Raw genomic sequence first — 13,412 nt, forward strand, 5'->3', positions numbered from 1 at the left:
GCGCGCAGTGGCGTCAGACCTCTTGCAGACAGCTCATCGCTGGGTACTCATCGGGTGCCCATCGGCTTTCCTACCCGCTTTCATCTCTGGGACGCTCAGCGTCCTCCTGCTGGTTGGCGAGCCACGCATAAACATGGCTCGTATCGACGTGGGAGCGAAAAGCCCAATCAAAAGCTTTACGGTGCAGCGCCCGCGATACGCACTCTGGCACTGGGTGAACCCACGCTCCGCGCCCTGGGCGGCAGGCATCATGGTCGGGGTACACGACCTGTTCTATGACAACCCACCGCAGCAAGTCACGGCGTTCGCCTACCTGCCGACATCCAATGCACGTGCGACGGCACGGCGAACGATAGTCAGTGTGTGTAGGCATACGTGGATGAGTCTACCTGAATGAGTGCGACAAACCACGTATGCGTTCTCGTGAGGTTAATCGCTTGACCGCAGCGAAATAGGATCTTCCGATTCTTTGCGAATATCGATTGACCATCCCGTTAGCCGAGCAGCTAGGCGCACATTCTGAGCCTCCCGCCCAATCGCTAGCGAGGCTTGATCGTCTGGCACAATTGCTCGTGCTTGGCGAGTATCAGCGTTGAGAATATCAACCCGAACAACCTTTGCCGGAGATAGCGAGGCCGCGATAAAAGTCGCATGGTCATCGTCGTAATCAATAATGTCGATCTTCTCGCCATGCAATTCTTTTGTTACTGCCCGCACTCGTTGCCCATTCGGACCAATACACGATCCCTTCGCCGCAACAGCGCGATTCGATGACCACACCGCAATTTTCGTGCGATGCCCGGCTTCACGGGCGAGCGATACGATCTCAACCGTACCGTCAGCAATTTCTGGAACTTCCGAGGCAAATAACTGACGCACAAAATCGTCATGCGTGCGAGACAGCCGAATCGAAGCCCCATTTGATGAAACAGAAATATCTAAGACGAGTGCCCGAACTAAATCCCCGCGAGAGAGCCGTTCCGTTGGAATCTGTTCCTCAGCGCGCAACAGCCCATGATTTTCACCTAATTCAACGAAAAGATCGCGCGAATCCGGATGGCTACCTGCAGGCCCTTCGACGATGCCAGCAACAATTTTGCCCTGCTTATCCTGGAAATCGCCCAGGATACGAGCAGTCTCCGCGTCTCGCAGTCGCTGATTAATCACCATACGGGCGGTTGACGTCGCAATATGACCAAAATCGTTGGGAGTATCATCAAATTCGCCGACGACGTTTCCGTCCTCGTCAAACTCTGGCGCCCAAATCACAAAAGAGCCCGTCGCTTTATCTAGCTCAACACGCGCGCCCTTGACCGCGCCCGGCACCCGCAAGTAGGCATGAAGCAAGGCATCCTGGATAGCGCCAAGCAAGACATCAAGGTTCACCCCGAGTTCGGATTCAACAATCCGCAACTCATTCATCGAGATATCCATGTCAGCTCCTAAAGCTCCTAAAACTCCACAACGACACTGGCAGCCGAAATATCTTCATAAGCAACCATCTGAGTACCGTGTTCATCGGCAATACTCACACTATCACTCGCTGCTTCCAGCACCTCACCAATAAGCGATTGCCCACTTCTCAGCGTTATTGCAACTTTACGCCCCTGCGCCCGCGAGAAATGCCGTGGTTCACGCAGCGCCCGATCCACTCCTGGCGTACTGACCTCCAGGGTATATGCGCCGGCAATCGGATCTTCTTGATCCATTACTGCTGAAATAGCTCGCGAAACCTCAGTGAGCCTATCAGGAGTAATGCCGCCAGGCCCCTCCGGAAGATCAACAATTACCCGCACCATAGTACGCTTTCCAGCGCGCACTACCCGCACATATTCCAGGTATAACCCTGCCTCCTGGATAACCGGACGAAGTAAATCGGCGATTTCGCGTTCTTTTGCCATAGTCACAGCTTACCCGTGCCGTATGGCAGGATAAAGTTATGCCACTTTCTACACACGCGTCAACGCTGCGATTTATTGGCAGCCTCGTGATCGGTATTGGAATCTTTGCGCTCGTAATGGTCATTACTGGCACCCATATAAGCCACGATCCTGAGGTGCCGACCCTCGATAGTAGCGAGGAAGCACGGCAAGAACTCGCCGTCCATGCCCAACAGATCGCCGATATGTCTGACGGAAATATGCACTCAACCGCGACAGAATGGGTATCGGCGCTAGGCGGAGTATGGGTCCCGTGGCCGCAGGGTGCTCCCGAAGGGCAAGCTAACCCACAATTACCTACTGCTTCCTACTCGACGTTGCCGGCCGCACTGAGTTCCTTTGCAAACGAAGCACTCACCTCCTCAGCTGGACCAACCGCCGTTGCCATCGGAATATCGGCCTATACTCAGTCCGTCTCCAGCGCTGAGAAGTGCGGGACATACGATTTGCTCACCGTAGGGCGCGCCCTGAGCAACGATGCTGCTGTAGAAAATATTGAAATCGCCCGCCAGTGGCTTGAGATTCCGGCATCCCACATGCAAATTGGCCAGCGCGACCTCCCGCTAGCGCGAATCGCTTTACTTAGTGCTCTTTTGGATGCCCAGATTGCTTCTGGCGGATCGGATACTCGCCCAGCTCTTGCCCCACCGCCTTCGCATGATCCCCTCACTGATAGTTACGACGTTCTCACACAGCAGTTAAGCCTGGCTGCTCAGCAGGCACCTGCAACAGATCGCCAACATATCGCGTCTTTTGTGTGCCATCTCTACCACGATTATCCAGATGCTCCCCCGATAGCCGCGCTACCTGGATTAGTACGCTCCAGTAACTAAGGGCTGAGCTACCGAAGAAGAAGAAGAAGAAAGCGGGCGCCTAACGCAAAGCACATACCCGCGAGAGGTGCTACCAGTTCCGGGCGTTCTTTCAATAATTAGCTTTAAGGAAAACGCCGTGCAGCAATATGGTTTTACTGCCATGCCCCTACCAGGCGTTATCGTGCAGCACAGCGCAAACGAACTCCACCAAAGCCCTAGAAAACACTAAGCTAGGACGCACTACCAAAACGCAGGCAATCAACGACGAACCAACTAACGCGCGTTGCACCAACCACCAGAATTTGCCTTTCTGTTTGCTCCCCGTTCTCCTCTCTTTTCCCTCCTCTCTTTTTTTCTCTCTCTCCCCCCCCCCCCCCCCGAGATACGTCTCGCTCTTATTCACGACCCGTGCCACAGGGCAATTTTCCGGTACAGAGGGCTCTACACAGGTTCTATAGGCGTGACGGTTCCGCAGCCGCCACCGAGACGCACAGACCATACACTGTTCTGACGAGACAGCCCGCAACAAGCTATCCGATATATCTGACGAACCATGCTGAGGCAGAATACAGCGGTGCCTCCCGTATCATATCGGCTACGGGAGGCACCGCTCAGCCCAACTTAGCTCGCTACCTGCTGGTTTACGGCATGTTTAGTAACGCAACACATAAACAGCGCGGCTAGCGCAATTAGTTAGCGCACCGATCGCACATCTTCGATCACACGGCTAACGATCTCATCAACCGGCACTGAGATGTTCTCCCCAGCGCGTCGATCTCGCAGCTCCACCTGACCGTCAGCAAGCCCGCGCCCCACCACGATGGCTCGCGGCACACCGATCAGCTCATAATCTGTGAACTTCACACCCGCCGACATCCGTGGGCGATCATCATAGATAACGCTGATACCCTGACTATCCAATTCCTCAGCAATACTCTGTGCCGTATGGAAAATCTGCTCATCTTTACCCGTGGCAATAATATGAACATCTGCTGGAGCAATCAGCGCCGGCCACGCTAGACCACGCTCATCATGATTTAGCTCAGCAAGCGCAGCAACCAAACGAGATACCCCGATACCATAAGATCCCATCGTCACCACACGGGTCTTACCATTTTCATCAAGTACCGTCAGACCCAGCGCGTCAGCATACTTCGTCCCAAGCTGGAAAATATGCCCAATCTCAATACCGCGTTCCATACGCAGCGGGCCTGAACCATCCGGTGCTGGATCACCATCGCGCACTTCAACCGCTTCAATCGTCCCGTCAACCTCAAAATCACGCCCAAAGACGATATTCGCGGTATGCCACTCAGGCCGATCTGCACCCGTAATCCACGCCGACCCACGACGAATATGCGGATCAACAAAATACCGAACCGAACCGTGCGCCACACCATTATCGTCATAGGTGCGCTTAGGAGAATTCGGACCAATATGCCGCGGCCCAATATAACCAGCAACCAGCTCTGGATGTGCAGCCAAATCCTCAGCCGTAGCCATCTCGACTTCTGCCGGTGCCAACTGCGCCTCAATTCGCTTCAGATCTGCTTCCCGATCACCAGGAATACCAATCACAATCAGTTCGCGCTCACCATCAGGATAGGTGGCCACCACGACAACGTTCTTCAACATATCGGCCGCTTCCCAGAGCCGATCTGCCCGCGGATAGGCGGCATTGACAACCTCAACCAGGCGCTCAATCGACTTCGCATCTGGGCTATCAATATCAACCGGATCACCAATTGAACTAAAATCCACGTCCCCGAGATCAGGCGTCGTAACAGCCTCTACGTTGGCGGCATACCCACCGTCAGAGACCACATAACTATCTTCACCAATCGCGCACGGCATGAGGAATTCTTCCGAATGAGAGCCACCCATCGCCCCAGCCACTGCCCGGCAAATAACATACGGTAAGCCCAGACGGGTAAAAGCCCGTTCATAGGTATCGCGCATAAGCTGATAGGAAGCAGCCAAGGATTCCGTATTCACATCGAAAGAGTACGCATCTTTCATGACAAACTCACGGGTTCGCAACAAGCCAGCACGAGGGCGTGCCTCATCGCGGAACTTCGTTTGGAACTGGTAAATCACCAGCGGCAAATCCTTGTACGACGAACACATATCTTTCGTCGCCAACGTAAACATTTCCTCATGCGTCGGAGCTAAAAGGTAATCATTCTCGCGGCGATCCTGCAGACGGAACAAGTTCGGGCCATACTCATCCCAACGCCCCGTCTTTTCGTAGGGTTCACGCGGCTGCAATGCTGAAAAAAGCAGCTCCTGTGCGCCTGCTTTATCCATTTCCTCGCGGATAACCGCCTCAATCTTACGTAAGACGCGCAAACCTAAGGGCAGCCAGGTGTACACGCCCGGAGCAGTGCGGCGAATATATCCGGCACGCACCAACAGCTTATGGGACTCGACCTCCGCGTCAGCAGGATCCTCACGCAGGGTCTTAATAAAGGACTTTGACATCTTAAACACGTCTTTAGTGTAGCGAACCCATCGCCACAACAAGAAAGACGTCCAGGAAAACCTGCTCGGAACTAATAGGTAATTCAGAACAAAATCGTGGCGTACTGCCCTACTTGAATAAAGCCAGCTTTCTCATAGGCCCGCACCGCAGCAAAATTGTAATCATTGACATAGAGCGAAACCGTTGGGGCAATCCGACGTTGGATCTCCTGGGCGACGCTCACCATCGCAGCCGCACCAATGCCGCGCCCCCGCACATCTGGAGCCGTCCACACCCCTTGGATCTGCGCCACGCCACCACCCAAAGCTCCAATATCCGCTTTGAATTCCACACGCTCCTCGCCGCGCACATCGCGCCCCATGCGAACAAACGTGCGCCCCGTTCGCACCAGCTCATGGACTCGCCGCGCATACATATCACCATAACTGCGCGGATCATAACCGACTTCTTCGATAAACATACTCACCGATGCCGGAACGATAAGCGCGCCCTCGCCCACTTCAGCTAATCGCACCGCCGGATCTGGCGCAACGCACGGTTGACCGCCGTACACCATTGATAGCTGATTATCCCGAATCTCTCTCGGACGGGCAAAACGATGCTCAATACGCTGCCACAATCCCATGACCTGATCTGCCGAACCCACAATTGAACTGAAAATCCGACGTGATTGACGAATCTCTCTGGCTAAAATATCCAATCCGGATTCGTCAAAACCACAGGGCACAAGATTGGCACCATGCCAACACAGTGCGCACAGATTCCCTTGAGCATCAAATAATCCTAAAGCGTGTGCCGGACGCAAAGACCTCGCCTCTGCCAATGGCACCCGCGCCAAGATCGTGGATACCGGATCGCGATCTAAGAAGGCGAGCGCCGCGCTGCGATCGTATGCGCCCAAACGGCGCATCGTCAGTGCTCGGCGTCGCCATAACACTAGAAAATCACCTCAGGGCGCGCATCTGGATCTGATACGAGGCCCATCTCTTGTGCCACGATTCTCGCTCGGGCAATTAACGTCGGAACAATCTCATCTTCCGGCACAGTATCAACCACCGTCCCACGCACAAAGATCTGCCCTTTGCCATTGCCTGAGGCCACTCCCAGATCTGCTTCACGTGCCTCACCTGGACCATTGACGACACAGCCCATCACGGCCACCCGCAAGGGGAAAGTAATATCCTTCAATCCTTCAGAGACCTCATTTGCCAAAGTGTAGACGTCCACCTGCGCCCGCCCACACGAAGGGCATGAGACGATCTCCAGCTTCTTCTCGCGCAAACCTAAGGAGCGCAAAATCTCCTCGCCAACTTTAACTTCCTCAACAGGCGGCGCCGACAAAGAAACTCGAATCGTATCGCCAATCCCCTGTGCAAGTAACGCACCAAAAGCGACCGCGGATTTGACCGTCCCCTGGAACTGCGGCCCCGCCTCTGTTACCCCTAAATGCAAAGGCCAATCCCCCGCTTCGGATAACAGTTGATAGGCCCGCACCATCACCACCGGATCGTGATGCTTAACGGAAATGGCAAAATCATAGAATCCAGCGTCCTCAAATAGGCGAGCCTCATTAACCGCCGATTCCACCAAAGCCTCCGGAGTGGCTTTGCCGTATTTTTGTAACAGACGCGGATCAAGCGACCCGGCATTAATACCGATACGCATAGCTGTGCCATTGGCATTTGCCGCTGCCGCAATCTCCGGAATACGATCGTCGAATTTCTTAATATTTCCAGGATTAACCCGCACACCACAGCCAGCCTCAATAGCAGCAAAAACGTACCGCGGCTGAAAATGAATATCTGCCACCACCGGAATATTGGATTGTTGCGCGATGACAGCAAGTGCTTCAGCGTCTTTATCGGTTGGGCACGCAACCCGCACAATATCGCAGCCAGCGGCAGTGAGCTCCGCAATCTGCTGCAAGGTCGCACCGATGTCATGCGTCTTTGTTGTGGTCATGGATTGAACGGAAACAGGTGCGTCACCACCAACACGCACATCACCTACGGTAATCTGGCGAGTCTTTTTCCGGGGCGCAATCACAGCCGGAGCGTCTTTTATTGAGGGCATACCTAGCGAAACTGTATTCACGAATGTGATTATCTCACCTAATCTCTCACTCTTCACGCAGGTTCACCGTCCGAAAAGCCACAATCCGAATATGTGTTGTACCGACGTTTCTTACCAGGGTCTACTAGCCGCAGTATCGCCTCACATACGCCAATAGCAGTTCATATCCACTTACATATCTGCCCATACTGGAGCAGATCGTCATTCCATCTCACAGCGGAAAACAGTAGCTCAGCTCTATCCCCATACCCAGTGCCGGCAGATCAAAAAGCTGGCTTGAAAATATCAGCAGCCACAAGCAATATCGTCATTCCAATCAACAAGATAAACACGATATTCGATAAGGAGGTAAGCCGCGCCGTATCAAATGCACCCGGATCAGGGCGCCCCCGCCACCGCGCAATATGACGCCTACTTCCTTCGATCACAGCCCCCAAGATATGCCCGCCATCTAACGGAAGCAGTGGAATGAGGTTAAATAAAAACAAGGAAATATTGAGCGAAGCCAGTAACATCAGCAAATCTGCCAGCCGATCCATCCCCGAATACTGCGCATTACCGCTTGCGGTGATATTCCCAGCAAGATCTGCAACTCCGACGATTCCAATAGCGGAATTTGGATCACGTTCCTGATCGGAAAACAAAGCCACCGAGGTATTCCACAGATTCACTGGGAGCTTGACGAGGATTCCCGCAGTTGCCAGCGTCATATCCGCAGCTTGCGCCGGTACTCGTGTAAGGGAAACCCGCTGACGTTCCACCGTCGGGGAAATTCCGACATACGGACGATGCTGCGTCGCTGAATCATCAGATTGGGAAGCAGAATCCGTACCTAACAGTGCCCGATCAATCGGCGTAATCTGCACTGTCATCGGCTTTCCGTCACGAATGATAGAAACAGGTAGCTCCTGCATCCCACCAGCAGCAATCGCAGCCGACAACTCATCCCAGTTCTCCACCGGCACACCACCCCACGCCTGGATCGTATCACCCACCTGCAACTGCGATAGGGCCGCCGGAGTAGCCGGATTATGTGGATCATGGGCAGAACACTCAGAGCCATGAACGCACGGTTGGATTGAGCCAATGGTCGTCGTCAACGTCGACATTCCCATCGTGGACATAACGATCGTCAGCAATACCAAGGCAATTACCGCATTCGTTAGCGGCCCACCGAACATAACCACAAGCTTCTTGCGTGCAGGTAAACGCCAAAATGCCTGATCTTCTTCTCCGGGTCCAATCTCTTCAGCGGAAGCCTGACGAGCTTCCTCAGCAAGTGTGAGTTGACCTTTGTGAGTGTAAATCCGAGTCCCGGGCTTTGCTGGGGGCAACATGCCTGCAATCGACACATATCCGCCCAACAAAATAGCTTTAATCCCGTATTCTGTGCCATTGATCGTGCGAGAAAATAGCGTCGGCCCAAAGCCAATGAAATATCGTGAGACTTTCACGCCAAAACGCTTCGCCGGATACAGATGCCCGACTTCGTGAATTCCAACCGAAATCACGATGCCGCAGATGAGAACCAAAACTCCGAGAATGTACATCCTACGCCTTAAATTGCTGTCATAAACCGCTGATGAGCTGCCTGCCGCGCCCAATCCTCAGCCGCTTCCACTGCTGCCACGCTCAATTCTCCAGCATCTTCAAAGGTCTCCACGATCTCACTGACGGTGGAGACAATATCCAAATACCCAATACGCCCCGCCACAAAAGCCGCCACACATTCCTCATTGGCAGCATTGAATACCGCCGGATGTAAGGCAGAAGTTGCGAGCGCCTGCCGCGCCACATCAATGGCAGGGAACACCTCATGGTCGTAGGGTTCAAAAGTCCATGCACAGGGTTCCTCCCAGGCGCACGGGCGAGCCACCGTATCTAAGCGATCCGGCCACGAGAGCCCCAAAGCGATAGGCAGGCGCATATCTGGCGGTGATGCTTGCGCCACGGTTGAGCCGTCACAAAATTCCACCATGGAATGTACCACCGACTGCGGATGAACTACCACCGTAATATCTTGTGGTTGCATATCAAACAGGTATGCCGCCTCAATCAGTTCTAAGCCTTTGTTTACCAAGGTTGAGGAGTTGATCGTTACTACTGGGCCCATATCCCACGTCGGATGCTGTAAAGCTCGCTGTGCCGTCACCTCGCGCAACTCATCTCGCGTCTTACCGCGGAATGGTCCACCGGATGCCGTGAGGATGAGCCGGCGCACTTCACTATGACCCGATAGGACGGGTGAGGTCAGCCCTTTTTCATGACGTCCACCGCGCAAAGCCTGCGCGAGCGCACTGTGTTCAGAATCCACCGGAACGATCTGCCCTGGCCAGGACATTGCCTGACGCACCAAAGATCCGCCTGCCACTAAGGATTCTTTATTGGCCAAGGCAAGCGTAGCCCCGCTACGCAAGGCCGCCAAGGTCGGGCGCAAGCCTACGGATCCAGTGATGCCGTTGAGCACGACACCGGAGCTTTCACTATCTCCCGTCAACATCTGCGCAATGTGCGTCATTGCCTGAGTTCCGGCAACGATCTGCGGTTGGGGTAAAGACGGGAAAAGCTCTGACCATAGCTGCGCAAACTCTGTGGCTTTCTCTTGGGCAATCCCCACCACATCAACATGAAAATCTGCAGCTTGCCGAGCCAAAAGTGCTAAGTGACCGCCCCCAGCCCCTAGCGCTCGAACACGAAACTCCTGACGATGATCGGCGATCACCTCCAGCGCTTGAGTGCCAATTGATCCGGTTGAGCCAAGAATAACGACGTCACGCATAAGCGATACCACAGATTATTCGACGGATAGCAGCACAGAAACAGCGCGGTCAAGAAAGACATCAACAACGGCTTCGTCATACGCTTTTGCCCCACGCGCCGCAGAAAATGTGGCATGACGAATATCCTCAGACGTCAACTCGGCTTCAGCATCAAAGTACGCAGCGATCTTGCTCAACAATGCATCTACTTCGTTCTTGGAGTAGCCAGTATCTGAGGCGTCGGCGAAACGTTCTCCGGCAGGGCGCAACAATCGCGGATACAAGGTCTGCGCCTGGGCGTACGTCTCCTCCAACCAGCGCTTCTCGCCGTGCTCATCCATGATCTTCGCTCGACGTCGCTGCACAAAAGCCGCTTCTAAGCGATCCAAGGCGGCATCTACCAGGTAAGGATCATATCCATTACGCACCCAGCCAAAGGCACACGAGCGCACCGTCTTTTCTGTAATATCTTCCGAGCTGTCCCCAGAATAGGCGCGTTTCGCCCGAGCCAGAAATGCGTCCACTTGCTCCGGGTTGTACCCTGCGCGCAATGTCCCCGTCCGCTTAAACGTATGTGCCATGCCTCTCCCCTATGCTTCACTCGTTCGACCAGCCAGTTGATCGGCCAGATCATGCGGTTTCTCGCGATGTTCTGCGAGCCGAGCATCGACTTTCTCCTGCGCCTGCTTCGCTCGTCGAGCAACGTTATCCCGATCAACCACCTCGGCTGCCAACTGCCCACATGCGCCATCAATATCCGACCCACGGGTATCGCGAATGGTTGTCGAAATACCCGCTGCTAACAGTGTATCGACGAAACGGCGTGTAGCGGTCTTCGTCGACGCCGTCCAAATACTGCCCGGAGTGGGATTCAACGGGATCGGATTCACATGCGCCCAGCCGCGGCCCCGTCGGTTCAATTCTGCCGCCAAAAGTTCTGCCCGCCAGGCGTGGTCGTTCATATCCTTAATCAAGGCATATTCGATCGAAACTCGGCGCCCCGTGCTGCGATAGTAACGATAGGCGGCATCCAGGAGTTCTCCGACTTTGAATCGGGAATTGACCGGAATGAGATCGTCGCGAAGCCCGTCGTCTGGTGCATGGAGCGAAACCGCTAAAGTCACAGGGATCCCTTCGGCAGCAAGCTGGTCAATAGCAGGAACCAAACCAACGGTAGATACCGTGATATGCCGCGCTGATAATCCAAATCCCTCCGGCGACGGGTCAACCATCCGATGAACCGCATCGCGCACAGCACGGTAATTCGCCATCGGTTCGCCCATCCCCATAAACACCACATTGCTCACCCGAACCGGCTCGCCCAATGCGCCTTCCCGAGCCAGTTGCATATTGCTTCTGAGCTGCTCAACGATCTCTGCCGTCGATAGATTGCGCGTCAATCCTGCCTGCCCAGTTGCACAGAACGGGCATGCCATCCCACATCCGGCCTGCGAAGATAGGCACAGAGTAGCCCGATCGGGATACGCCATGAGAACGGATTCGACCACTGCACCGTCAAACAGACGCCACAAAACCTTTAACGTTTTCCCCTCGTCTGCCCGTTGTTCGCTGACTTTCTCCAGCAGTGGCGGCAGCAATAGCGCGCCAAGTTCTTCGCGTTGAGCTGTTGGAATATCACTCATTGCCGGCGGATCAACGCACAGATGGTCAAAATAATGCACAGATAGTTGATCGGCACGATACGGGGCAATCCCTAACTCACGGAGTTTTTCTCGCCGCTGTTGCCTATCGAGATCGGCAAGATGGCTCGGTGGTTTAGCCCGACGCCGCTGTTCAAAAGACAGGGTCGGACGCGGGCCGTGCTCTACCCGAGGACGTACTTGTTTTTCAGCATTCATAGCGGGCACCATTCTGCCATCTCATTTGTCATAGCAGACCAAAGCCCAAAGCGAATACGAGATAACACACAGGCGCACAAAAGAGCATAGAGTCAATGCGATCTAATACTCCGCCATGACCAGGGAAAATAGCCCCCATATCCTTGACGCCAAGATCTCGTTTAACCAGCGATTCCGCAAAATCACCGGCGGTTGCCGCTATGGGGGTCGCCACTGCTAAGACGATGACCCAAATCCACGATATTTTCAGCACTATGCCAGCCATGACGATAGCGACGAGCAGGCTCAACACAACCGATCCGACAAAACCCTCCCAGGATTTTTTCGGAGAAATCGAAGCCGCAATAGGGTGTTTTCCTAAAAGAACTCCGGCGCACCAGCCGCCTGTATCATTAGCTACCGGCAGTAAGATGAACGTCACGATAACCAAAGCTGGATGATCCATCTTCGCCATCGCAACCGCAAAACAGCCTAAAAGCCCCAGCCAGCTCACCGTAAAACATCCAGCTAAGGCATCAGTGAGCGCCCCTTGACGTTTTATCACAAGCGTTGCGGCAGTGGTCACCGCGAAAACGCCCAATAAAACAAGGAACGCCACCCCGAGACTATATTTCCACGTCGCCACCAGCATAAGGGCTTGCCCTAACGCTAAAACTGGAAACGGAATACGGAAATCACGCGCAAGCAGTGCTCCTGCTGCCTCCCACAAGGCCATCGTCAAACACAGCACTGCCAGGGCGACAAAAATCTCGATTCGAAATACGAGAGATGCTCCCACAATGGTGAGCAAAACCGCCGCAGTGGCAACTGCTAACGGCAGATTACGCCCCGCGCGCGAGGTCGTCTCGCGCGGCGGCCGTGGCGGATGCGGGGCAAGCCGCGAATAGATATTCGCGGCTTGCTGCATGGATGCCTGCGGCATTTAGATCTCCATAAGATCGGTCTCTTTATTGGCCAAAAGCGCATCTACCTGATCGGTGAAGCGTTTGGTGAGCGCCTCAAGATCCTTTTCTGCGCGCTCCACCTCATCCTCGCCAGCTTCTCCGTCTTTCTTAATACGCTCCAGCTCGTCCTTTGCCTTACGGCGCACTGCGCGAATCGCCACTCGTGACTCTTCTGCCTTGCCACGTGCTAACTTGACGTATTCCTTGCGGCGTTCCTCCGTCAAAGCTGGCAGATTTACTCGCATGACCTGACCGTCATCTGTTGGATTAACCCCCAGATCAGCCTCTTGGATTGCGCGTTCAATATCTCGCATAGCAGAGCGATCATACGGAGAAATGATAATCGTTCGCGCTTCGGGAACAGTCACCGAGGCTAACTGCTGTAGTGGGGTGGGAGCGCCATAATAATCCACCATCAACGAGGTAAACATCTCCGGGTTCGCACGGCCAGAGCGAATCTTGGAAAACTCATTGCGCACAACGTCAATGGCCTTCTCCATTTTCTCTTCAGCGCCAAGCAAAGCTTCGTCAATCATCAGG

13 protein-coding genes are annotated in these 13,412 nt (G+C 54.2%); 1 reads left to right on the forward strand and 12 read right to left on the reverse strand.

The genetic code is table 11. From position 1 onward, the window contains the following. Window positions 1-70 precede the first annotated feature (70 nt). Genes ACLHIJ_RS03375 through rimP form a run of 3 tightly spaced genes read right to left on the reverse strand, consistent with a single transcriptional unit; the run spans window position 71 to window position 1,901 of the window. Window positions 71-373: a YlxR family protein gene (locus tag ACLHIJ_RS03375; RefSeq protein ID WP_411296084.1), complete on the reverse strand. Its 303-nt coding sequence runs from the start codon at window positions 371-373 to the stop codon at window positions 71-73. A gap of 56 nt (window positions 374-429) precedes the next feature. Next, the gene (gene nusA / locus ACLHIJ_RS03380; RefSeq protein WP_411296083.1) at window positions 430-1,434 is read right to left on the reverse strand and encodes a transcription termination factor NusA; all 1,005 of its coding nucleotides are present in this window, start codon (window positions 1,432-1,434) and stop codon (window positions 430-432) included. Window positions 1,435-1,451: 17 nt separating this feature from the next. Then, window positions 1,452-1,901, reverse strand: coding sequence for a ribosome maturation factor RimP (rimP, locus tag ACLHIJ_RS03385; protein ID WP_411296081.1), 450 nt, complete (start codon window positions 1,899-1,901; stop codon window positions 1,452-1,454). 38 nt (window positions 1,902-1,939) lie between these two features. Between rimP and ACLHIJ_RS03390 the strand changes: the two genes are divergently transcribed. Further along, a complete protein-coding gene (locus ACLHIJ_RS03390) occupies window positions 1,940-2,773 on the forward strand; it encodes a hypothetical protein (RefSeq protein ID WP_411298469.1) in 834 nt (277 codons plus the stop codon). Window positions 2,774-3,448: 675 nt separating this feature from the next. On the opposite strand, the gene ACLHIJ_RS03395 is transcribed toward ACLHIJ_RS03390, so the two are convergent. From ACLHIJ_RS03395 to frr, 9 genes are all read right to left on the reverse strand, one after another. Then, a complete protein-coding gene (locus ACLHIJ_RS03395) occupies window positions 3,449-5,236 on the reverse strand; it encodes a proline--tRNA ligase (protein ID WP_411298497.1) in 1,788 nt (595 codons plus the stop codon). 83 nt (window positions 5,237-5,319) lie between these two features. Next, a complete protein-coding gene (locus ACLHIJ_RS03400) occupies window positions 5,320-6,174 on the reverse strand; it encodes a GNAT family N-acetyltransferase (RefSeq protein WP_411296077.1) in 855 nt (284 codons plus the stop codon). Continuing rightward, complete coding sequence (gene ispG / locus ACLHIJ_RS03405; protein WP_411298498.1) at window positions 6,174-7,310, reverse strand: flavodoxin-dependent (E)-4-hydroxy-3-methylbut-2-enyl-diphosphate synthase; 1,137 nt, start codon at window positions 7,308-7,310, stop codon at window positions 6,174-6,176. The genes ACLHIJ_RS03400 and ispG overlap by 1 nt, the downstream gene beginning before the upstream one ends. Window positions 7,311-7,573: 263 nt before the next feature. Next, window positions 7,574-8,860, reverse strand: coding sequence for a M50 family metallopeptidase (locus tag ACLHIJ_RS03410; RefSeq protein WP_411298470.1), 1,287 nt, complete (start codon window positions 8,858-8,860; stop codon window positions 7,574-7,576). 8 nt (window positions 8,861-8,868) lie between these two features. Then, on the reverse strand, window positions 8,869-10,089 hold the full coding sequence (gene dxr / locus ACLHIJ_RS03415; protein ID WP_411298471.1) for a 1-deoxy-D-xylulose-5-phosphate reductoisomerase: 1,221 nt from the start codon (window positions 10,087-10,089) through the stop codon (window positions 8,869-8,871). Window positions 10,090-10,104: 15 nt separating this feature from the next. Then, on the reverse strand, window positions 10,105-10,650 hold the full coding sequence (locus ACLHIJ_RS03420) for a DivIVA domain-containing protein (RefSeq protein WP_411296073.1): 546 nt from the start codon (window positions 10,648-10,650) through the stop codon (window positions 10,105-10,107). 9 nt (window positions 10,651-10,659) lie between these two features. Next, window positions 10,660-11,928: a 23S rRNA (adenine(2503)-C(2))-methyltransferase RlmN gene (gene rlmN / locus ACLHIJ_RS03425; protein WP_411298472.1), complete on the reverse strand. Its 1,269-nt coding sequence runs from the start codon at window positions 11,926-11,928 to the stop codon at window positions 10,660-10,662. A gap of 28 nt (window positions 11,929-11,956) precedes the next feature. Further along, a complete protein-coding gene (locus ACLHIJ_RS03430; protein WP_411296070.1) occupies window positions 11,957-12,850 on the reverse strand; it encodes a phosphatidate cytidylyltransferase in 894 nt (297 codons plus the stop codon). Continuing rightward, on the reverse strand, window positions 12,851-13,408 hold the full coding sequence (gene frr / locus ACLHIJ_RS03435; protein WP_411296069.1) for a ribosome recycling factor: 558 nt from the start codon (window positions 13,406-13,408) through the stop codon (window positions 12,851-12,853). It abuts the gene before it with no gap. Window positions 13,409-13,412: the final 4 nt, after the last annotated feature.

Source organism: Trueperella sp. LYQ141 (genome assembly GCF_046599555.1).
Taxonomy (GTDB): domain Bacteria; phylum Actinomycetota; class Actinomycetes; order Actinomycetales; family Actinomycetaceae; genus Trueperella.